We start from the raw sequence: 20492 nt of genomic DNA, 5'->3' as shown, positions 1-20492 counted from the left end.
GGTGCAATCCTCAGGTTACGCATCCGGCTGAGCCTGGAATGGCGACTCTTTATCCGTGCGTTCTTTGGTGCCCCAGGCGGCAATGCCGACCTTGAGCGCATAGAACAGGATGCTGAACACCACGAACAGGAACAGTGCGGTCAGCGTTGCGTTGGTATAAGCGTTGTAGATCACGTGCTGCATCTGCTCGATGCTCTTGGCCGGAGCGAGGATCTGACCGTTGGCCAGGGCATCACTGTACTTCTTGGCCAGCGACAGGAAGCCGATCGCCGGGTTGGCGTCGAACAGCTTGATGAAGCCTGCAGTGGTGGTGCAGATCAGCAACCAAACGGCGGGCAGCATGGTGACCCAGATGTAGCGTTGGCGTTTCATCTTGATCAGCACGACGGTTGCCAGCATCAGCGCGATACCGGCCAGCATCTGGTTGGAGATACCGAACAGCGGCCACAAGGTGTTGATGCCACCCAACGGGTCGATCACGCCTTGGTACAGCAGATAGCCCCACATCGCCACGCAACCGGCGGTGGCAATCAGGTTGGCGGTCCAGGATTCGGTGCGTCTCAGCGCCGGTACGAAGGAGCCGAGCAAGTCCTGCAGCATGAAACGTCCGGCACGGGTACCGGCGTCGACCGCGGTGAGGATGAACAGCGCTTCGAACAGGATCGCAAAGTGGTACCAGAACGCCATGGTGTTTTCACCCGGCAGCACGCTGTGCAGGATCTGCGCGATACCGACCGCCAGGGTCGGCGCACCGCCGGCACGGGCCAGGACGGTGGTTTCACCGATGTCCTTGGCCACCGCTTGCAACGCTTCCGGCGTGATGGCAAAGCCCCAGTTGCTGACCGCTGTCGCTACCGCCACCACATCACCGCCGACGACCGCGGCCGGGCTGTTCATGGCGAAGTACACGCCCGGTTCGATCACCGAAGCGGCAACCATCGCCATGATCGCCACGAAGGATTCCATCAGCATGCCGCCGTAACCGATGTAGCGAGCGTTGACTTCGTTATCCAGCAGCTTCGGCGTGGTGCCGGAGGAGATCAGCGCATGGAAACCCGACACTGCGCCACAGGCGATGGTGATGAACAGGAACGGGAACAGCCCACCCTTCCACACCGGCCCGGTGCCGTCGATGAACTGGGTCAATGCCGGCATTTTCAGCTCGGGCATGGTGATCAGAATACCGATCGCCAGTGCGACGATGGTGCCGATTTTGAGGAAGGTCGACAGGTAGTCACGTGGCGCCAGAATCAACCACACCGGCAACACCGCCGCCACGAAGCCGTAGCCGATCAGCATCCAGGTGATCTGGACCCCGGTAAAGCTGAACGCCTTGGCCCAGACCGGGTCAGCGGCGATCTGCCCGCCCAGCCAGATCGAACCCAGCAGCAACGCCACGCCGATCACCGAGATTTCACCGATGCGGCCCGGGCGGATGTAGCGCATGTAGATGCCCATGAACATCGCGATCGGGATGGTCGCCATCACGGTGAAAATGCCCCAAGGGCTTTCGGCCAGGGCCTTGACCACGATCAGCGCCAGCACCGCGAGGATGATGATCATGATCAGGAAGCAGCCGAACAGCGCGATGGTTCCGGGGATGCGGCCCATTTCTTCACGGACCATGTCGCCCAGGGANCGGCCGTTGCGGCGGGTGGACATGAACAGGACCATGAAGTCCTGAACCGCACCGGCCAGCACCACGCCGGCAATCAGCCACAGCGTACCGGGCAGGTAGCCCATCTGCGCCGCCAACACCGGACCGACCAGCGGCCCCGCGCCGGCAATGGCCGCGAAGTGGTGGCCGAAAAGAATGTGTTTGTTGGTCGGCACGTAGTCCAGACCGTCATTGTTGATCACGGCAGGTGTAGCCCGACGCGAATCGAGTTGCATCACATTGTTAGCGATGAACAAGCTGTAGTAGCGATATGCGACAAGATAGATAGCGACGGCTGCGACAACGATCCACAAGGCGTTGATCGCCTCGCCTCGGCGCAATGCCACTACGCCCAGGGCGCACGCTCCTACGACTGCCAGCAGCAGCCAGGGTAAGTGGCGTAGCGGGCTATTATTATTTTTCATTTTATGATTCCAGCCAGAGTGGACAAGAAAGACAGCCATCTCGAGTTTAGCGCTACTGGCGGCAAAGACCATAGTTCGACATCAGTCTAGAGCCATCACTGTGCTGGCAGCCTTCGGCAATGCAGGTCTATAGTCAGCGAACCTTTACGAGGATTGCGCCATGAGCGAACAACCTGCCGATCGCCGCCGCTTCAGACGTATTGCGTTCGATGCCCGAACCGAACTGAGCCAAGGGGAATTCACCTGGCCGGTGCGGCTGATTGACCTGTCGCTCAAGGGACTGCTGGTCGAGAAGCCCGAGCCATGGCTGGGTAATCGGGAATGGCATTTCCTGGTCGACATTCATCTCAACGATGACGTCGCCATCAAGATGGATGTGCAACTGACCCACGATGACCATGGCCAGCTCGGGTTCGTCTGCAAACACATCAGCCTGGAATCCATCGAGCGCCTGCGGCGGTTGATTGAGTTCAACCTGGGCGATCCCCGGGAACTAGAGCGCGAATTGGCTGCCCTGATCGAAGACTGAAGGCCTCCCGCCTTCCATTGTGGGAGCCTGCTCGCTCCCACAGGGTTTGGGTCCCATTTACGGTTTATTCGAACAGTGCGTCGAGGGCCTGTTCCAGGCGCGTCACGGCGATAATCTGCAACCCCGGTGGCGGCTCTTTCGGCGCGTTGCCCTTGGGTACGATGGCGCGTTTGAAGCCGTGCTTGGCCGCCTCTTTCAAACGCTCCTGGCCACTCGGCACCGGGCGCACTTCACCCGACAACCCGACTTCGCCAAACACCAGCAAATCATGGGGCAGCGGCCGGTTGCGCAAACTGGACATGACTGCCGCCATCAAGGCCAGGTCGGAAGCGGTTTCCAGGACCTTCACACCGCCGACCACGTTGAGGAACACGTCCTGATCGTGAGTCGGGATGCCGCCGTGGCGGTGCAAAACCGCCAACAACATGGCCAGGCGATTCTGATCCAGACCGAGCGTCACCCGGCGCGGGTTGGCCAGGTGGCTGTCGTCCACCAGCGCCTGAACTTCCACCAGCATCGGCCGGGTGCCTTCCCACGTGGCCATGACCACACTGCCCGGGACTTCCTCCTGAGCGCGTGTCAGGAAAATCGCCGAAGGGTTGGAGACTTCTTTCAGGCCTTTGTCGGTCATGCCGAACACGCCCAGTTCATTCACCGCGCCGAACCGGTTTTTCACCGCCCGCAGCAAACGCAGGCGCCCATCGGATTCGCCTTCGAAATACAGAACGGTGTCGACCATGTGCTCCAGCACTCGGGGGCCGGCCAGCGCACCTTCTTTAGTGACATGGCCCACGAGGAAAATCGCCGTGCCGCTTTGCTTGGCGTAACGCACCAGCAATGCCGCACTTTCGCGCACCTGGGAGACACCGCCCGGTGCCGACTGCAGTTGCTCGGTGAAGATCGTCTGAATCGAGTCGATCACCATCACCTTGGGCTTTTCCTGCCGGGCGGTGGCAATGATGGTTTCAATGCAGGTTTCAGTCATCACCCGCAGTTGATCCTGAGGCAAGCCCAGCCGTCGGGCACGCATGGCCACTTGTTGCTGGGACTCTTCGCCGGTGACATACAGCGCCGGCATGCTCTTGGCGAGGTTGCACAAGGTTTGCAACAGAATGGTCGACTTGCCGATACCGGGGTCACCACCGATCAACACCACCGAGCCATCCACCAGACCACCGCCCAAAACACGATCGAGCTCACTGGACGCCGTGGAGAACCGCGGAATTTCTTCGACGCTGACTTCGGCCAGGGTCTTGATCTGAGCCTGCTGGCCGGTCCAACCGGTGCGACCGCTGGGGGCTGCGGCGCCGCCACTCTCCACCATGGTTTCGGTCAGCGTGTTCCAGGCCCCGCATTCGCCGCACTGGCCGGCCCACTTGGGGAAGGTTGAGCCACACTCGGTGCAGCCGTACATGCGCTTGGCCTTGGCCATCTGAACTCCCGGCAAAAACCGCGATGATAGCTCAGCTGACGCGGATCAGCGCGGCGCCGCCGTGCGGATTTCACCGCTGGCCAGACGCGCGGCACTGTTGCCCAGCGGATCCTCGGCGTTCAGGTCCGCCCCTTTGGCCTTGAGTGCGTCGAGCAACTCGACGCGCTTGAACAATCCGGCATACATCGCGGCAGTCTGCCCGGCGCCGTTGCGTTGGTCGGGGCTGCAATTGGCGGCCAGCAGGGTTCGAGCGATCTGCACTTCGCCTTTGAAAATCGCGCCCATCAGCGCGGTATTGCCGCGTTGATCCTGAGCGCAGGCGTCCGCCCCGGCCGCCAACAAACGCTCCACGGCGGCACCCTGACCGTGATAGGCAGCCAGGATCAACGCGGTGTAACCCTTGCTGTCGCGGGCGTCGAGGGAATAGCCGGCCTCGATGAAGGTCTCGAGCACCGGCACATCCCCCCTTCGGGCGGCATCGAAATAGTAATCCTGTAATTGCGCTTTCAGCGCCTCGGGGTCCTTCGAGACTTGCGCGTCAGGACCGGCGAATACACCGAACGACACGCACGCCAGAAACACAGACAGATAAACACGCATGGCGGGACTCCTTGGTCAGACGGGACCTCTTGCGAGGCCCCGCTTCAGGCAGATAGATCAGTCGACCAGTTTGGCCGCCAACGCCTTGACCCGGGCCAGATCACCCTTGGCCACTTTGGTTACGCCTGTCCCGTATTCCGGGTCGGCCTTGTACAGGAAGGACAGAATGATGTGCTTGCTCTCCTCATCGGTGGTGGCCAGTGAGCCGCCGAAGCTGTCGATCAGGTCCTGACGTTCCTTCTGGTTGAACGAGCGATACAGATCGCCGGCCTGCTTGAAGTTCTGCTCACGTTGAATCTTCGCCTGCTGCGTGCTGCCCGACAGGGTCGACTGGCTGTAACGCGCGGTTTGCGGCTCCTCACGGGGCAGCAGACGGCTCGGCTGGTAATTCACCCCCGTGCTGCTGGCGCCGATGTTCATCGCACCATCCTGATTACCGTTGTTCACGGCGATTTTCGGTGCGTTGATCGGCAACTGCAGAGCATTGGCCCCCAGGCGATACAGTTGGGTATCGGCATACGAAAACACTCGCCCCTGCAATAAACGATCTTCCGAAGGCTCGATACCCGGAACCAAGTTGGCCGGTGCCATCGCCACTTGTTCGGTTTCCTGGAATACATTCGCCGGATTACGGTTCAATACCATCTGTCCAACTTTTCGCTCAGGAACACCAGGCCAAATCTTGGTGGCGTCCAATGGATCGAAATCAAACTTGGACAAATCTTGAGGTTTTAGAACCTGGACGTACAAGTCCCACTTCGGAAAGTCCCCCTTGTTGATATGGACAACCAAGTCGTTGGTCATATGACTGTAATCTTGACCTTGAACATTGGCGACTTCTTTAGGAGTGAGATTTTTTATTCCCTGCAAACTTTTCCAGTGAAACTTTACATAGTGAACTTCGCCCTTGGCGTTAACCAACTTGTAGGCATGTACACCGTTGCCGTCCATCTCCCGATAGCTGGCCGGGGTGCCGGAGTTGGAGTACAACTCGGTCAAGGTGCGAGTGGCTTCCGGAACATGAGAGAAGAAATCGAAACGACGGGAGTCATCGTCAAGATTGGTGCGCGGGTCCGGCTTGAAGGCATGGACCATGTCCGGAAACTTGATGGCGTCCCTGATGAAGAAGGTCGGGAAATTGTTGCCAACCAGGTCCCAGTTACCGTCTGCGGTGTAGAACTTGGTGGCGAACCCCCGTGGGTCACGCAGCGTTTCCGGTGAGTGGTTGCCATGGACCACTGCGGAGAAACGCACAAATACCGGCGTGCTCTGGCCACCGGCGAATACCTTGGCCTTGGTCAAGTCACTGAGGTCGTCAGTCACGGTGAACGTGCCATGGGCGCCGGTGCCACGGGCATGCACCACACGCTCAGGAATGCGTTCACGGTCGAAACGCTGCAGCTTCTGAATCAACTGTACATCTTGCAACAGCACCGGCCCGGTCGCGCCGGCGGTTTGCGAGTTCTGGTTGTCGCCGACAGCGGCACCATTATCACGGGTCAACGTCGCAGCGTTGATGGAGAAGGACAGCAGGCTGACGGTCAGAACGCCGAAGGTACGACGGAGGGGAAAAGCCCCGAGGCCAAGGGGAGTTGTCATGGAAGTTTCCTCTGGTTTTATTAAGCGCATCCTGGTGCGCACCACAGAGGCTAGTGACCCAAAGGCCAAAACATAAATAGAAATCCCGTACCGGGCCGATAGCAAGAAGGTTCTGGAAAGCCCGGTCTAGAGCGGGTAAACGCGCGCGAATAGTGGCGTTTTGTAAACTAATTACCAGAAGATGTGTCGATAGAAACGGGCATTGTAAGAAGGCGTTTCAAGCAAGGGACGCTTTGCTGATTTACACTGCGCTCACCAACCTCATCTGTAACAAGGAAATAACCTATGGGCGTGATAAGTGAGTTCAAGGCCTTCGCGGTCAAAGGTAATGTGGTCGACATGGCCGTCGGTATCATCATCGGCGCTGCTTTCGGCAAAATCGTTTCTTCGTTTGTCGGCGATGTGGTGATGCCGCCAATCGGCTTGCTGATCGGTGGGGTGGACTTCAGTGATCTGGCCATTACGCTCAAGGCCGCTAACGGTAATGTCCCGGCAGTGGTGCTGGCGTATGGCAAGTTCATCCAGAGCATGATCGACTTCATCATCGTTGCCTTCGCGATCTTCATGGGCGTCAAGGCTATCAACCGTCTGAAACGCGAAGAGGCCGTTGCGCCAACCCTGCCGCCGGTTCCGACCAAGGAAGAAGAACTGCTGAGCGAGATCCGCGATCTGCTCAAGGCTCAGAACAATCGGCCCTGATCGCTGATTGCCCAGAGAAACGGCGCCTTCGGGGCGCCGTTTGTTTACCAGTAGGTTTCCACCGCCACTTGGCCAGGTCGGCGACTGAGGCTCAAGTGCATATTCCGTTGTTTGAGCAGCTTGCGCGTGTCATCGATCATCTGCGGGTTACCGCAGAGCATCACCCGTGAATGCTCCGCGGTCAGTGCTACACCAGCCGTCTGTTCCAGTTCACCATTCTCAATGAGACTGGTGATCCGCCCGTTCAAGGCACCCGAATGCTGTTCGCGGGTGACGGTGGCGATGAATTGCAGTTTGTGCGCGTACTCGGCCAGGTAGTCACGTTGCGCCAGCTCCGTAATCAATGCCTGGTACGCCAGCTCCCGCGCTTCGCGCACGCTGTAGACCAGGATGATTCGTTCGAATTTCTCCCAAACTTCGAAGTCCTGAAGGATCGACAGAAACGGCGCTACGCCCGTGCCGGTGGATAACAACCAGAGGTCACGGCCATCGACGAAGCGATCCAGGGTCAGATAACCAAAGGCCTGACGGTCGACCAGCAGCGTATCGCCAACTTCCAGCCGACTCAGCTCACTGGTGAACTCCCCTCCCGGCACAACAATGGAGAAAAATTCAAGGAACTCGTCATAGGGTGACGAAACCATGGAATAGGCCCGCCATACTATGTTGCCGTCTGCCTTGGTCACTCCCAGCCGGGCGAATTGCCCTGCGCGAAAACGAAAGCCCGGATCCCTGGTGGTCCGCAGAGTAAACAGATTGGGAGTCAATGGCTGGACGTTAAACAGCGTCTGGCGAGTGAATTTTTCTGCACTGGCAGTCATGGGTCGCTCCATTCAACAGATGACCCCAGTGTCCCGCAAAGCGGGCTGTGTAAACACCGATGATTTGTAATGTCTTTCATCCGGGTAACAAAACAGTACAACAATAAAAACAAATACATGAGCGTCGGATTTTGTCTTTCCATAAAGAATAGCTAAGAACCAGTTATGCCGCTCCACGCTTTTTTAAAGAGCAAAATAGTTCAGCATGTTTGTAAGAATCCTCCTACACTCTGGGACGTGCCGGATCTTGGATCCAATTGGCACCCCCAAGAAAGTCCGCATGGAGTTACCAAATGAAAGTGTGGAAGGAGTCACAGTTAACACAGCTTTCTGGCGCTCAAGAAATAAAGTCTGCATATGAGATGTCGCTTAATCTCGTCAAAAATATGGGCTTTAATTTCTGTGCATTTTCAATAACATCCCCAACAACAGGGACACACCACCATAAGATAAATTTGAATAATTACCCTAGAGAATGGAACACGAAATATGAAAACGAGCATTACGATGCGGTTGATCCAATACTAGCCCACTGCCATGATTCCGAAGTGCCGATTCTCTGGCAAGAAGAGTGCTATTCAAAAACACCAAGGCTGTGGCAAGCGAAAAAAAACCAGGGGTTGAACTACGGCTGGTCCCAATCCGTTCATGATAGGAACGGGCTTTGCAGCATGCTGAGCGTGGCCAGAACCCATTGCCCGATTACCGCATATGAACTGTACAAAAATCTGGGCTACGCGATATTTATTAGCCGTCACCTGCACGGGCTTGTCGCGAAAGACCTGCATGTCTCCTCGCTGAAGCCGGCCACGGTGCATTTATCATGCAGAGAAATTGAAGTACTGAAATATTCAGCCGACGGCAAGACGGCCTGCGAGATCGCAATCATCCTCAGACTGAGTGAAAGCACAGTAAATTTCCATATAAAGGGCGCTATCCGCAAATTTGGCGTCAACAACAAGATTGCAGCGGTGATCAGCGCAGCAAGGTCGGGGGTTATCTGAAACTGTTCGAATCTGGTAATCCCTGCGAGTAATCCGGACGAAAAAAACGTACCATTGCGATCCTTTCTGAGTGATGCCGTGGAAAGTTCCACGACGCCGTCCGCTCGGATGGTTCCGCCCGCTACAACGCCCCGAAGCGGCGGCCCCCGTTGATTATCAGAGCCCCGCCTCATGCCCTTGCTCGAAACCCCCTTCGCTCAACTCAATCTGATCCGCCAGCCAGAACAGCAGAACGAACCGCTGCAAGCGTTCGATGCCGCAGACGAATACCTGCTCAATCATCTGGCCGGGCAACAACCGACAGCAGATACTCGCGTACTGGTACTCAACGACAGCTTCGGCGCATTGGCCGTTAGCCTGGCGGGCAAGGTCCGGGTCACCAGCAGCGGCGATTCATTTCTGGCCTTTCAGGGGCTCGAAAAAAACCTCATGCGCAACGGCCAGGCGTTTGATTCGGTGCCGAGCGTACCTGCCAGCGAAGCCTTCGTCGGGCCGTTTGACCGGGTATTGATCCGGGTACCGAAAACCCTGGCCTTGCTGGAAGAGCAACTGATCCGGCTACAGGGTCAATTGGCTCCCGGCGCTCAAGTGATTGCCGCCGCGATGGTCAAGCATCTGCCACGTGCCGCGGGCGATCTGCTGGAGCGCTATATCGGCCCGGTGCAAGCCTCGCTGGCCATGAAGAAGGCTCGGTTGCTGATCGCCACGCCCGAAGCCAAAGCCCCCGCTGTCTCTCCATACCCGACGCGCTATCGACTCGACACGCCTGCAATCGAACTGCTCAATCACGCCAATGTGTTCTGTCGCGAAGGGCTGGATATCGGCACGCGGGCCTTTCTGCCGCACTTGCCGAACAACCTCGGCACAGCGCGGGTCGCCGATCTGGGGTGTGGCAACGGCGTGCTGGCGATCGCCAGCGCCCTGCAAAACCCCGAGGCCCATTACACATTGGTGGACGAGTCATTCATGGCCGTGCAATCGGCCGCTGAAAACTGGCGCGCGGCGCTGGGTGATCGTGACGTGATCGTACGTGCCGGCGATGGGTTGGCGGGGCAGGAACCCCAATCCCTCGACGTGGTGCTGTGCAATCCGCCATTCCACCAACAGCAAGTGGTCGGCGATTTCCTGGCCTGGCGGATGTTCCAGCAGGCGCGCGAAGCGCTGGTGGTGGGCGGCGCGCTGCACATCGTCGGCAACCGTCATCTGGGCTATCACAGCAAGCTTGCGCGGTTGTTCCGCGGCGTGGAGCAAGTAGCGGCCACACCCAAGTTCGTAATTCTCAAGGCACGCAAATAACAGCAGGCAAAAAAAACCCTCCGTCGCAGGAGGGTTATAAATCCGTGCCGCAAGGCAACGGGATGGGAATTTCAGTGGGTACTCAGGCCCGCGGCATTCATGAACATGCGCATCAGCGTGGCCACGATGAACAGTGCCCCAACGCTGCCTGCCCAGATCAACGCCAGCCAGCCGAGTCGTTGCCAAAGCGGCTTTTTCTCTGCGGCTTCGATTTCCTGCAAATCAGGTTTGCCAGCCATCATCGCGTTCTCCTCTGCAACGGCGCAGGTATCAACCTTGCGCCGTATTCGTATGGGCTAGTGGTAACCGTCTTCGTGGGTGACCTTGCCGCGGAACACGTAGTAGCTCCAGAAGGTGTAACCCAGGATGAACGGGATGATGAACAGCGTGCCCACCAGCATGAAGCCCTGGCTCTGCGGCGGTGCGGCAGCGTCCCAGATCGAAATCGACGGTGGCACGATGTTCGGCCACAGGCTGATACCCAGACCGCTGTAGCCGAGAAAAATCAGCACCAGGGTCAGCAGGAATGGCGTGTAGTGCGCATTGCGGGCCACCGCGCGAATCAGACCGTACAGGGTCACCAGCACCAGAATCGGCACTGGCAGGAACCAGAACAGATTCGGTAGGGTGAACCAGCGTGCGGCGATCTCGGCGTGGGCCAACGGCGTCCAGATGCTGACGACGCCAATCACCGCCAGCAACACGAAGGCCAATGGTCGCGCCAGATCATGCATCTGCTCCTGCAGCTTGCCTTCGGTCTTCATGATCAACCAGGTGCAACCGAGCAGCGCATAAGCCACTACCAGCGCCGCGCCACAGAACATCGTGAACGGCGTCAGCCAGTCGAGTGAACCACCGGCAAACTGACGATTGACCACCGGCAGCCCATCGATGAACGCACCCAATGCCACACCCTGGAAGAAGGTCGCGGCGATCGAACCACCGATGAATGCCTTGTCCCACAAGTGGCGCTTGGCGTCCTTGGCCTTGAAGCGAAACTCAAAGGCCACGCCACGGAAAATCAGCCCGATCAGCATGAAAATCAGCGGCAAGTACAACGCCGAGAGCACCACCGAATAGGCCAACGGGAAGGCGCCGAACAATGCCGCGCCACCCAATACCAACCAGGTTTCGTTGCCGTCCCACACAGGGGCGACGGTGTTCATCATCACGTCACGGTCGGTCTTGCCCTTGATGAACGGAAAAAGAATCCCGATCCCCAGGTCGAAGCCGTCCATGACCACGTACATCATGATGCCGAAGATGATGATCACGGCCCAGATCAGCGGAAGATCAATACCCATGATTCAAATCTCCTTGGTCAGGCTGTGGTTGTGATCGCCGTCACCGTTGTCGTCGTCGGCGGCGGACAGCGGACGGGCCGGTGTACGTTTCTGGCCAGGACCACCCTCGTTGGTTTCCTTGCCTTCGTCGATCTTCGGCCCTTTGCGCACCAGGCGCATCATGTAGCCAAGACCGGCACCGAACAGCGCGAAATACACCACAACGAACATGACCAAGGTGATGCTCATCTGCACGAAGCTGTGCCCGGAGGACGCATCCGCCGTGCGCATCAAGCCGTAGACCACCCACGGCTGACGGCCGATTTCAGTGGTGAACCAGCCAGCGAGAATCGCGATCAGGCCGGATGGGCCCATCCACAGCGCCAGGTACAGGAACGGACGCGAGGTATACAGCGTGTCGCGCTTGCGCAGCCACAGGCTCCACAAACCGGTGAAGATCATCAGGAAACCCAGGCCGACCATAACCCGGAACGACCAGAACACGATGGTCGAATTCGGCCGGTCTTCAGGCGGGAACTCCTTGAGCGCCGGCACTTGTTTGTCCAGGGTGTGGGTCAGGATCAAGCTGCCCAGGTACGGAATCTCGACCGCAAATTTGGTCTTTTCGGCTTTCATGTCCGGCCAGCCGAACAGGATCAATGGGGTCGGTTCATCGCCGACATTTTCCCAGTGACCTTCAATCGCAGCGATTTTCGCCGGCTGGTGCTCGAGGGTATTGAGGCCGTGGAAGTCACCGATGACGGCTTGGATCGGCGCCACGATCAGCGCCATCCACATGGCCATCGAGAGCATGGTGCGGATGGCCGGGTTGTCCTTGCCGCGCAACAAATGCCAGGCCGCCGACGAACCAACGAAGAAGGCGGTAGCGACGAACGCCGCCGTAGCCATGTGCATCAGCCGGTAGGGGAACGACGGGTTGAAGATAATCGCCAACCAGTCCACCGGAATGACCTGGCCGTTGACGATTTCGTAGCCCTGCGGGGTCTGCATCCAGCTGTTGGAGGCGAGAATCCAGAAGGTCGAGATCAGGGTACCGATGGCGACCATGACCGTGGCGAAGAAGTGCAGCTTGCGCCCGACCCTGTTCCAGCCGAACAGCATGACGCCGAGGAAACCGGCTTCGAGGAAGAACGCGGTGAGTACCTCGTAGGTCAGCAACGGCCCGGTCACGGAACCGGCGAAATCCGAGAAGCGGCTCCAGTTGGTGCCGAACTGATAGGCCATGACCAGGCCGGACACCACACCCATGCCGAAGTTGACGGCAAAGATCTTCGACCAGAAATGGTACAGATCGCGGTAAGTGTCGTTGTGCGTCTTCAGCCACAGGCCTTCGAGTACCGCCAGGTAACTCGCCAGACCAATGGTGATGGCCGGGAACAGGATGTGGAACGAAATGGTGAACGCGAACTGAATCCGGGCGAGATCAAGTGCCTCCAAACCGAACATAAGTCTTCCTCTGTCAGGTAATACTGGCTGAAGGCTTGCGGCCTGCACCCACTGCCCCCACGGTTATGGAGTGTGGCGAATTTGAACTCGTTCTTTTTCTACCATCATCACAACGTAGGGAATCTGGCCATCTGGCCACCGGATCATTTCCACGAAGGGTCTTGATCTGGATCAAGCAACGTTGAAAGAGTAGTCGCATTTTTGCCGATGGACGGTGTGGTCTATTGCCGCGTGACAGGTTGCCTCACGGGTTTGGTCATGCGTTGCAATGCATTCCCTGTGGCGAGGGAGCTTGCTCCCTCGCCACAGGGAATTTGTATGTTCTGTGGGATCGGTGTCTAGCTAACTAAATTTTCCGCGCTCGCAACCTCTGGTTACAGGTTGGTGATAATCTCGCCCTTCCCCTCACCCAGACTTGCCTTCAGATGCCCAGCCAAGCGCCCCTGCTGTTACGTCATCACCGCCCTTTTATCGCGTTCTGGCTGGCTCGGGTATTTACCGCCAGCGGTTTTCAAATGCTGACCGTGGCCATCGGCTGGAATCTGTATCAACTGACAGGCAACGTGCTCGATCTGGGTCTGGTGGGTCTGGTGGAATTTGCCCCGCGGGTGTTGTTCATGCTGCACACCGGGCATGTGGCGGATCGCTATGACCGGCGCAAGGTCGCGGCGATCTGTCAGTCCGTGCAAGCGCTGATCGCCCTGTCGCTGGCCATCGGCAGCGCGACGGACCATGTCACCCGGGAGATGATCTTCATCCTCGCATTCCTGCTCGGCGCCGCCCGCTCCTTCGAGATGCCAACCACCCAGGCCTTGCTGCCGAGCATCGTGCCCAGTGCTTTATTCCCGCGCGCGGTTGCTGCCGCGCAATCTGCGCAGCAATCGGCCACCATCGTTGCCCCGGCGCTGGGCGGTTTGCTTTACGCCTTCGGCAGCGTCTGGGTGTATGGCCCGACGGTGATCCTCTACCTCATCGCCTGTGCGCTGATGCTTAACCTACCGGCTCGGCAGACACCGTTGAACAAGGGCAAGGCGACCCTGGATTCGCTGCTCGCAGGCATCCGCTTCATTCGCAGCCGTCCGGATATTCTCGGGGCGATTTCCCTGGATCTGTTTGCCGTCTTGCTGGGTGGCGCGACTGCGCTGCTGCCGGTGTTCGCCAAAGATATTCTGCTGACCGGCCCTTGGGGTCTGGGCCTGCTGCGTTCGGCCCCGGCGGTGGGCGCACTGCTGATGTCGCTGTTTCTGGCGCGATTTGCCGTGGAACGCAACGTCGGACGGGTGATGTTTACCGCCGTGGGTGTATTCGGCGTGGCAACCATCGCTTTCGGCCTGTCGACTTCGTTCTGGTTCTCTCTCGCTGTGTTGGTGGTTTTAGGCGCGGCAGACATGATCAGCATGGTGATCCGCGCCTCGTTCGTGCAGCTGGAAACCCCGGACGAGATGCGCGGCCGGGTCAGTGCCGTGAATGGCTTGTTCATCGGTGCTTCGAATCAGCTCGGCGAATTCGAGTCTGGCTTGACGGCCCACTGGTTCGGCACCGTACCGGCCGTGGTGATGGGCGGCATCGGCACACTGATGGTGACCGGGGCCTGGGTCAAACTGTTCCCGACCCTGGCCAACCGCGACCGTATGCATGTACCGGGACCGGTGGAAGAAGTCAGGGCCTGAAGCTGATCAGGGGGACAGGAATGTCCCACACCTGCATCCAAAAAAGGCCGGCAATCAGCACCAAGCATAAATTCTCCGACCAAGTGCAATACATAGATAGTGCATCAAGTGTAATGTATCGCCTTACACTCTGAGCATGATCAAATCCTTTCAGCACAAAGGCCTTCGTGGCTTCTACGAAACCGGTTCGACTCGTGGGATTCGAGCAGATCATGCGAAGCGTCTGGCTCGCATGCTGCAGTTTATGGATCGCGCAGCGACTCCCGACGACCTCGACCTTCCGGGGTGGCGATTACATCCGCTCAAGGGCGATCTGGTCGAATATTGGTCACTCAGTGTTTCGGGGAACTGGCGGGTTATTTTTCGTTTTATTGGTTCGGATATCGAACTGGTCGACTATCTGGACTATCACTGACAGGAGGCAGGACCATGCCCATGCACAACCCGCCACACCCTGGCGAAACACTTTTGATGGATGTATTGCCCGAGCTTGGCATCAGCGTCACCGAACTGGCCCGACACCTTGGATTCGCCCGCCCGCATCTTTCGCGAGTGCTGCACGGCCATGCGCCCATCAGTCCGGATCTGGCGGTACGCCTGGAGCGGGCTGGAATCGGTAAGGCTCGTATGTGGTTAGGCGTTCAGACCGACTACGATCTCTGGCAGGCGGAGCAGCGTGAGCAACCGCTCATCGAGCCGATTGCTGTCCACGCCTGATATTTCTAAACAAGCAATTCCCCCGCCACCGCCGACCGCGTGGCTTTGCCGCAGAGTTGCTCCACCAGCGTCAGCGCAAACTCCAGCGCGGCGCCCGAACCCTGGGCGGTGATGCAGTTGCCATCGACCACCACCGGTTGATCGACGAAGTTGCAGCCCGACAATTGATGGCTGACGGAAGGCAGGCACGTCATGCGCCGCTGACGCAGCACGCCAAAAGTCTGCAGCGCCAGCGCCGGCGCTTCGGCAATGCCGGCGAACAAGCGTCCGGCGGCGACCTGGTCCTTGATCAATTGTTGCAGAGGTTGATGGGCCGCCAAATGCTGCGTCCCCACGGCGCCGCCGGGCAAAACGATCAAGTCGAAGGGTTGGGCCAGCAAATCGACCAGCATCGCATCGGCGGTCAGGCGGGTGCCGCGCGCGCAGGTCAGCATGCGCCGCGACTCGATACTGGCCACCACCACTTCAACCTTGGCGCGGCGCAGTACATCGATCAGGGTCACGGTTTGCAGATCGTCGATGCCCTCGGCGAGGGTAATCAGGGCTCTAAAGGTCATGGGCGCGGTCCAGAGAATGATCTTTAAAGCGTAGTCAGCTTTCCTGACCCTTGTTCGAGCCTGGCCGTTACTTGATGTAAAGCTGCGTCGACATCGTGTTGCCCGGCGCGTTGATCGAGGTGTTGCTGAACGTGAAGATGCCGTCCTGCTTGCCTGCCAGGTTGAAGATGTACAGATAGCCGACAGTTTTTTTCCCGACTGAGCACTCGGTCAGGTTGCCGGTATCAAAAGCACAGACTGGGGTCCGGGTGCCATCCACCTCGAAACCGTCCAGGGCAACATGGGCTTCGCGACCGTAGCCGACTTCCAGCACATACACCTTGATGTTCGGCCCCTGGTGATCGCAACGAGTCTGCTCCTGCTTGTCCGCAATATCTTCAAAGCCACAGTTGGGCGACTCGACCTTGAGCACCTTGACCTGACTCAGAGGTGGAGCCGTCGCTGCCGAGGCGGTTTGGGCACCCAGGAACAACGCGATCAACATTGCGAATGCGACAACCACGCGCGTGCTCATGTACTTCATATTCCGCCCTTCCCTGCCCTAAAAAAACAGCGCGCAGTATGGCGCAGTTCCCTTTTTGGCAAAACATCGACGACGATCGCAGCCATAAGCAGCCATAGCCCCACGCTGCTGGTATGATGCGCGGCTTTTTCCGACCCACAGAAAATTCCCAGGCGCCTACGGCGGTCTGTGCTTTGCTGTTGAGGTCGATACATTCACGGCGCCGGGCGCGCCACGGGGAGCAGACATGCTGGAAAGGCTGTTTCAACTCAAGGCACACAACACCAACGTGCGGACCGAGATTCTGGCGGGCGTCACGACCTTTTTGGCCATGGCCTACATTCTGTTCGTCAACCCGAGCATCCTCGGCGAGACCGGCATGGACAAGGGCGCGGTGTTTGTCGCCACCTGTCTGGCCGCCGCCATCGGCTCGACGACCATGGGCCTGATCGCCAACTACCCGATCGCCCTGGCACCGGGCATGGGCCTGAACGCCTTCTTCACCTACACCGTGGTCCTGCACATGGGCCACACCTGGCAAGTGGCGCTGGGTGCGGTGTTCCTCTCGGCGGTGATGTTTTTCCTGCTGTCGATCTTCCGCATCCGTGAATGGATCATCAACAGCATCCCGTTGGCGCTACGTTCGGCGATTGCCGCCGGCATCGGCCTGTTCCTGGCACTGATCGCCCTGCACAACGCTGGCATCGTCGTCAGCAACCCGGCGACCATGGTCGGCCTTGGCGACCTGAAGCAACCGGCGCCGATCCTCGCAACCCTGGGCTTTGCCCTGATCGTTGCCCTGGAGGCCCTGAAAGTGCGCGGTGCGGTGCTGATCGGCATTCTGTCGGTGACCATCGTTTCCATCCTGCTGGGCTTCAGCCCGTTCGGCGGCGTGATGTCGATGCCACCGTCGCTGGCGCCAACCTTCCTGCAACTGGACATCAAAGGCGCACTGGACATTGGTCTGGTCAGCGTGATCTTCGCGTTCCTGTTCGTCGATCTGTTCGATAACTCCGGCACCCTGATCGGCGTCGCCAAGCGCGCCGGCCTGATGGGCAAGGACGGCCACATGCCGAAAATGGGTCGTGCCCTGATCGCCGACAGCACCGCGGCCATGGCCGGTTCGTTGCTGGGCACCTCGACCACCACCAGCTATATCGAATCCGCAGCCGGCGTGAGTGCCGGTGGCCGCACCGGCCTGACCGCCGTCGTGGTGGCGATTCTGTTCCTGCTGGCGCTGTTCTTCGCACCACTGGCCGCCAGCGTACCGGCCTTCGCCACCGCACCTGCCTTACTGTTCGTCGCCGTATTGATGACCTCGGGGCTGGCGGAAATAGACTGGGACGACATCACCGTTGCAGCGCCAGTGGTAGTCACCGCTCTGGCTATGCCATTCACTTACTCCATCGCCAACGGTATCGCGTTCGGATTCATTTCCTGGACCGCCATCAAGTTGCTATCCGGCCGTGGCCGTGAGCTGAACTCGGCGTTGGTGGTTCTGTCGATTCTGTTCGTGATCAAGTTAGGTTGGTTCAACGCATGACTTTTGATTCCCAGGCCTACGCCGTTCAGCTCGAAGAAAAGGTCACGCGCCTGCGTGATCTGCTGGCCCCGTTCGGTGCGCCCGAGCCTGCGGTGTTCGATTCGCCGCTGAAAAACTTCCGCCTGCGTGCCGAATTCCGCCTGTGGCGTGAAGCCGGCGAGCGCCACTACGCAATGTTTTCCCAGGAAGACAAACGCACGCCGATCCTGATCGAAGAGTTCCCGATCGCAAGCCTGCGCATCAACCAGTTGATGCCGCAGCTCAAGGCGGCGTGGCAAGCGAGTGCAGCCCTGAGCCACAAGCTGTTCCAAGTGGAGTTCCTGACCACGCTGGCCGGCGATGCGATGATCACCCTGTGCTACCACCGCCCGCTGGACGAGCACTGGCACGCGGCGGCGTCGAAGCTGGCAGCCGACCTGAACGTCAGCATCATCGGTCGCTCGAAGGGCAAACGCGAAGTGATCGGTCACGATTACGTGGTCGAGCAACTTGAAGTCGGCGGCCGTACCTTCAGCTATCGCCAGCCGGAAGGCGCGTTCACCCAACCCAACGGCACGGTGAACCAGAAGATGCTCAATTGGGCGTATGGCGCTCTCGGTGATCGCCCGGATGATCTGCTGGAGCTGTATTGCGGCAACGGCAACTTCACCCTGCCACTCGCTACCCGTGTGCGCAAAGTGCTGGCCACCGAAATCAGCAAGACCTCGGTCAACGCGGCACTCAGCAACCTGAGCGAAAACGCGGTGGATAACGTCACGCTGGTGCGTCTGTCTGCCGAAGAATTGACCGAAGCCCTGAACGAAGTTCGCCCGTTCCGTCGCCTGCACGGCATCGACCTCAAGAGCTACGAGTTCGGTAGCGTGTTCGTCGATCCGCCCCGCGCCGGCATGGACCCGGATACTTGCGAACTGACCCGGCGCTTCGACAACATCCTCTACATTTCCTGCAACCCGGAAACCCTCGCGGCCAACATCGCCCAACTGAACGACACTCACCGCATTACTCAATGCGCGATGTTCGACCAGTTCCCGTGGACCCATCACATGGAATCCGGAGTGTTGTTGACCCGTCGTTGATTGCAGCCGTTATACAAATCAGCCGTCCTTGGGACGGCTTTTTTGTGGGCGATTGAAACGCCCTGTATTTGTGCGCCCATCTTTGATAAACACAACCTCAGGCATCCCATTTGATTCTTGGTGTAATCAATCATGCAGCGACATTTCGACGATCTTCAGCTCGGCAGCATCGAACTGTTTTGCCTGGCCGCCGAAGCCGGCAGCTTTACTGCCGCAGCCCTGGTGGCTGGCGTGACGCCGGCTGCGGTCAGCCGCTCGGTGTCGCGGATGGAAGAACGCCTGGGTGTACGGCTGTTCGCGCGGACCACCCGCAGCGTCAAGCTGACCGACAGTGGCCGGCGCTATTTCGAGGAGTGTCGCCTGGCCCTTGCGCAATTGGTCGAGGCTCAGCGCGAAGTCATGGGCCAACAGCAGGAACCCTCCGGCACCTTGCGTATCAGCATTCCCACCACCTATGCCCACCACCGCATCCTGCCGCTGCTGCCGACGTTCCGGGCGCGTTTTCCCGCCGTGAAAGTCGAGGTGCACATCAGCAATCGCAACATCGATTTTGTCGGCGAAGGCTATGACATGGCCATCCGTGTGCGGGCGATTCCCGACTCCGGGCTGATTGCCCGGCCACTGGAGGACGCTGCGCTGGTGATGATTGCCAGCCCTGACTATCTGAAGCGTGCCGGCATGCCACAAACCCTGGACGACCTGGCGCACCACGAATGCATTCAGTTCGAGCTACCCAGCAGCGGGCGGCGGATTGCCTGGCTGTTCAACGATAACGGCGTGCCGCTGGAGATTTTGGCCGAAGGTAATTACTGCTGTTCCGATGATGTATTGGGTGGCGTGACGCTGGCGAAACACGGCGCCGGGCTGTTTCAAACCTATCGCTTCATCGTCGAAAACGAACTGGCGGATGGCTCGCTGGTGGAAGTGCTCAAGCCCTACGGCGGGCGCTCCCGCCCCTTCACTTTGCTGTATCCGCAAAGCCGCCATGTGCCGTTGCGGCTCAGGGCGTTTATCGATTTTCTGGTTGAGCGTCTTCCACGCTGAATGTTCGATCACCGCACAGATAATCCAGGGCCGGCGCCTCTTCAATTGACCTTATTAACCAGTTAGTACAATTTATCTCCACAGGCTGAGACCCTCGGCCAATGCCAAAAATAATAAGTGGAGAGACCCGATGTCCCCTATCGTTCTGGTGCTCAACGGCCCGAACCTGAACCTGCTCGGCACCCGTGAACCGGCGACTTATGGCCACGAAACCCTGGCGGATATTTCAGCGCTGTGCGGTCGCGCCGCCGAAGAGTTCGGCCTGAAGGTGGAGTTTCGCCAGACCAACCATGAAGGCGAACTGCTCGACTGGATTCATGCCGCCCGTGGCCGCTGCGCCGGGATCGTCATCAACCCGGCCGCCTGGACTCACACCTCGGTCGCCATTCGCGATGCCTTGGTCGCCAGCGAACTGCCAGTGATCGAAGTGCATCTGTCCAACGTCCATGCCCGCGAACCCTTCCGGCATCACTCCTTTGTCTCGTCCATCGCCACGGCCGTGATGTGCGGTTTCGGCAGCCACGGCTATCGTTTGGCGCTGGAGCATTTCAGCCAACGTTTGAAAGGTTAA

Annotated in this window: 21 protein-coding genes; 11 read left to right on the top strand and 10 right to left on the bottom strand. The window is 58.9% G+C overall.

The genetic code is table 11. The annotated features are described in order from the left end of the window. Window positions 1-15: 15 nt before the first annotated feature. A complete protein-coding gene (locus AF70_RS08000; protein WP_028938873.1) occupies window positions 16-2082 on the bottom strand; it encodes a carbon starvation CstA family protein in 2067 nt (688 codons plus the stop codon). Window positions 2083-2242: 160 nt separating this feature from the next. Here AF70_RS08000 and AF70_RS07995 point away from each other — a divergent pair, with 160 nt between their 5' ends. Next, window positions 2243-2611, top strand: a complete 369-nt coding sequence (locus tag AF70_RS07995; RefSeq protein WP_019581286.1) for a PilZ domain-containing protein — start codon at window positions 2243-2245, stop codon at window positions 2609-2611. Window positions 2612-2675: 64 nt separating this feature from the next. On the opposite strand, the gene radA is transcribed toward AF70_RS07995, so the two are convergent. The 3 genes from radA to katB are packed head-to-tail and all read right to left on the bottom strand — an operon-like array spanning window position 2676 to window position 6242. Continuing rightward, window positions 2676-4043 (bottom strand): DNA repair protein RadA, encoded by a 1368-nt coding sequence (radA, locus tag AF70_RS07990; RefSeq protein WP_019581287.1) that lies wholly within the window; start codon window positions 4041-4043, stop codon window positions 2676-2678. A 45-nt stretch (window positions 4044-4088) separates the two neighbouring features. Further along, the gene (locus AF70_RS07985; RefSeq protein ID WP_028938872.1) at window positions 4089-4643 is read right to left on the bottom strand and encodes an ankyrin repeat domain-containing protein; all 555 of its coding nucleotides are present in this window, start codon (window positions 4641-4643) and stop codon (window positions 4089-4091) included. 57 nt (window positions 4644-4700) lie between these two features. Then, complete coding sequence (katB, locus tag AF70_RS07980) at window positions 4701-6242, bottom strand: catalase KatB (RefSeq protein ID WP_028938871.1); 1542 nt, start codon at window positions 6240-6242, stop codon at window positions 4701-4703. Window positions 6243-6527: 285 nt separating this feature from the next. Here katB and mscL point away from each other — a divergent pair, with 285 nt between their 5' ends. After that, a complete protein-coding gene (mscL, locus tag AF70_RS07975) occupies window positions 6528-6941 on the top strand; it encodes a large-conductance mechanosensitive channel protein MscL (RefSeq protein ID WP_019581290.1) in 414 nt (137 codons plus the stop codon). Between the two features lie 44 nt (window positions 6942-6985). Here the strand turns inward: mscL and AF70_RS07970 are convergent, their stop codons facing one another. After that, a complete protein-coding gene (locus AF70_RS07970) occupies window positions 6986-7762 on the bottom strand; it encodes a ferredoxin--NADP reductase (RefSeq protein ID WP_028938870.1) in 777 nt (258 codons plus the stop codon). A 293-nt stretch (window positions 7763-8055) separates the two neighbouring features. Here AF70_RS07970 and AF70_RS07965 point away from each other — a divergent pair, with 293 nt between their 5' ends. Both AF70_RS07965 and AF70_RS07960 read left to right on the top strand, forming a co-directional pair. Then, a complete protein-coding gene (locus AF70_RS07965) occupies window positions 8056-8766 on the top strand; it encodes an autoinducer binding domain-containing protein (RefSeq protein WP_019581292.1) in 711 nt (236 codons plus the stop codon). A gap of 171 nt (window positions 8767-8937) precedes the next feature. Further along, window positions 8938-10062 carry a class I SAM-dependent methyltransferase gene (locus AF70_RS07960; RefSeq protein ID WP_028938869.1) on the top strand — a complete coding sequence of 375 codons (1125 nt, stop codon included), beginning with the start codon at window positions 8938-8940 and terminating at the stop codon, window positions 10060-10062. A gap of 71 nt (window positions 10063-10133) precedes the next feature. On the opposite strand, the gene AF70_RS07955 is transcribed toward AF70_RS07960, so the two are convergent. The 3 genes from AF70_RS07955 to AF70_RS07945 are packed head-to-tail and all read right to left on the bottom strand — an operon-like array spanning window position 10134 to window position 12812. Next, window positions 10134-10301, bottom strand: a complete 168-nt coding sequence (locus AF70_RS07955; protein ID WP_081625770.1) for a DUF2474 domain-containing protein — start codon at window positions 10299-10301, stop codon at window positions 10134-10136. Between the two features lie 57 nt (window positions 10302-10358). Beyond that, window positions 10359-11366 (bottom strand): cytochrome d ubiquinol oxidase subunit II, encoded by a 1008-nt coding sequence (gene cydB / locus AF70_RS07950; protein ID WP_019581295.1) that lies wholly within the window; start codon window positions 11364-11366, stop codon window positions 10359-10361. 3 nt (window positions 11367-11369) lie between these two features. After that, window positions 11370-12812, bottom strand: coding sequence for a cytochrome ubiquinol oxidase subunit I (locus AF70_RS07945; RefSeq protein WP_019581296.1), 1443 nt, complete (start codon window positions 12810-12812; stop codon window positions 11370-11372). 425 nt (window positions 12813-13237) lie between these two features. Here AF70_RS07945 and AF70_RS07940 point away from each other — a divergent pair, with 425 nt between their 5' ends. From AF70_RS07940 to AF70_RS07930, 3 genes are all read left to right on the top strand, one after another. After that, the gene (locus AF70_RS07940) at window positions 13238-14482 is read left to right on the top strand and encodes an MFS transporter (RefSeq protein WP_019581297.1); all 1245 of its coding nucleotides are present in this window, start codon (window positions 13238-13240) and stop codon (window positions 14480-14482) included. A gap of 136 nt (window positions 14483-14618) precedes the next feature. Beyond that, complete coding sequence (locus AF70_RS07935) at window positions 14619-14897, top strand: type II toxin-antitoxin system RelE/ParE family toxin (protein WP_019581298.1); 279 nt, start codon at window positions 14619-14621, stop codon at window positions 14895-14897. A 14-nt stretch (window positions 14898-14911) separates the two neighbouring features. Next, window positions 14912-15199, top strand: coding sequence for a HigA family addiction module antitoxin (locus tag AF70_RS07930; RefSeq protein WP_019581299.1), 288 nt, complete (start codon window positions 14912-14914; stop codon window positions 15197-15199). Between the two features lie 5 nt (window positions 15200-15204). Here AF70_RS07930 and AF70_RS07925 read toward each other — a convergent pair whose 3' ends face one another. Beyond that, window positions 15205-15756 carry a DJ-1 family glyoxalase III gene (locus AF70_RS07925; protein WP_028938868.1) on the bottom strand — a complete coding sequence of 184 codons (552 nt, stop codon included), beginning with the start codon at window positions 15754-15756 and terminating at the stop codon, window positions 15205-15207. 67 nt (window positions 15757-15823) lie between these two features. After that, the gene (locus tag AF70_RS07920) at window positions 15824-16279 is read right to left on the bottom strand and encodes a DUF4879 domain-containing protein (protein ID WP_028938867.1); all 456 of its coding nucleotides are present in this window, start codon (window positions 16277-16279) and stop codon (window positions 15824-15826) included. A 226-nt stretch (window positions 16280-16505) separates the two neighbouring features. Here AF70_RS07920 and AF70_RS07915 point away from each other — a divergent pair, with 226 nt between their 5' ends. From AF70_RS07915 to aroQ, 4 genes are all read left to right on the top strand, one after another. Next, window positions 16506-17801 (top strand): NCS2 family permease, encoded by a 1296-nt coding sequence (locus AF70_RS07915; protein ID WP_018925809.1) that lies wholly within the window; start codon window positions 16506-16508, stop codon window positions 17799-17801. Then, entirely contained in the window at window positions 17798-18877 is a 1080-nt protein-coding gene (trmA, locus tag AF70_RS07910; RefSeq protein WP_019581302.1) for a tRNA (uridine(54)-C5)-methyltransferase TrmA, read from the top strand. Before AF70_RS07915 ends, trmA begins: the two co-directional genes overlap by 4 nt. Before the next feature lie 132 nt (window positions 18878-19009). Further along, complete coding sequence (locus AF70_RS07905; RefSeq protein WP_028938866.1) at window positions 19010-19921, top strand: LysR family transcriptional regulator; 912 nt, start codon at window positions 19010-19012, stop codon at window positions 19919-19921. A gap of 130 nt (window positions 19922-20051) precedes the next feature. Beyond that, on the top strand, window positions 20052-20492 hold the full coding sequence (gene aroQ / locus AF70_RS07900; protein WP_007937291.1) for a type II 3-dehydroquinate dehydratase: 441 nt from the start codon (window positions 20052-20054) through the stop codon (window positions 20490-20492).

The organism is Pseudomonas sp. KD5, from assembly GCF_012932895.1.
Classification (GTDB): Bacteria; Pseudomonadota; Gammaproteobacteria; order Pseudomonadales; family Pseudomonadaceae; genus Aquipseudomonas.
The sequence above is the reverse complement of the archived record's forward strand: the minus strand, read 5'-3'. Positions and strand labels throughout refer to the sequence as shown.

Coding starts and splice junctions, on each gene's coding strand:
- AF70_RS07995 (WP_019581286.1), top strand. CDS start 2,243: ATGAGCGAACAACCTGCCGATCGCCGCCGCTTCAGACGTATTGCGTTC.
- radA (WP_019581287.1), bottom strand. CDS start 4,043: ATGGCCAAGGCCAAGCGCATGTACGGCTGCACCGAGTGTGGCTCAACC.
- AF70_RS07985 (WP_028938872.1), bottom strand. CDS start 4,643: ATGCGTGTTTATCTGTCTGTGTTTCTGGCGTGCGTGTCGTTCGGTGTA.
- katB (WP_028938871.1), bottom strand. CDS start 6,242: ATGACAACTCCCCTTGGCCTCGGGGCTTTTCCCCTCCGTCGTACCTTC.
- mscL (WP_019581290.1), top strand. CDS start 6,528: ATGGGCGTGATAAGTGAGTTCAAGGCCTTCGCGGTCAAAGGTAATGTG.
- AF70_RS07970 (WP_028938870.1), bottom strand. CDS start 7,762: ATGACTGCCAGTGCAGAAAAATTCACTCGCCAGACGCTGTTTAACGTC.
- AF70_RS07965 (WP_019581292.1), top strand. CDS start 8,056: ATGAAAGTGTGGAAGGAGTCACAGTTAACACAGCTTTCTGGCGCTCAA.
- AF70_RS07960 (WP_028938869.1), top strand. CDS start 8,938: ATGCCCTTGCTCGAAACCCCCTTCGCTCAACTCAATCTGATCCGCCAG.
- AF70_RS07955 (WP_081625770.1), bottom strand. CDS start 10,301: ATGGCTGGCAAACCTGATTTGCAGGAAATCGAAGCCGCAGAGAAAAAG.
- cydB (WP_019581295.1), bottom strand. CDS start 11,366: ATGGGTATTGATCTTCCGCTGATCTGGGCCGTGATCATCATCTTCGGC.
- AF70_RS07945 (WP_019581296.1), bottom strand. CDS start 12,812: ATGTTCGGTTTGGAGGCACTTGATCTCGCCCGGATTCAGTTCGCGTTC.
- AF70_RS07940 (WP_019581297.1), top strand. CDS start 13,238: ATGCCCAGCCAAGCGCCCCTGCTGTTACGTCATCACCGCCCTTTTATC.
- AF70_RS07935 (WP_019581298.1), top strand. CDS start 14,619: ATGATCAAATCCTTTCAGCACAAAGGCCTTCGTGGCTTCTACGAAACC.
- AF70_RS07930 (WP_019581299.1), top strand. CDS start 14,912: ATGCCCATGCACAACCCGCCACACCCTGGCGAAACACTTTTGATGGAT.
- AF70_RS07925 (WP_028938868.1), bottom strand. CDS start 15,756: ATGACCTTTAGAGCCCTGATTACCCTCGCCGAGGGCATCGACGATCTG.
- AF70_RS07920 (WP_028938867.1), bottom strand. CDS start 16,279: ATGAAGTACATGAGCACGCGCGTGGTTGTCGCATTCGCAATGTTGATC.
- AF70_RS07915 (WP_018925809.1), top strand. CDS start 16,506: ATGCTGGAAAGGCTGTTTCAACTCAAGGCACACAACACCAACGTGCGG.
- trmA (WP_019581302.1), top strand. CDS start 17,798: ATGACTTTTGATTCCCAGGCCTACGCCGTTCAGCTCGAAGAAAAGGTC.
- AF70_RS07905 (WP_028938866.1), top strand. CDS start 19,010: ATGCAGCGACATTTCGACGATCTTCAGCTCGGCAGCATCGAACTGTTT.
- aroQ (WP_007937291.1), top strand. CDS start 20,052: ATGTCCCCTATCGTTCTGGTGCTCAACGGCCCGAACCTGAACCTGCTC.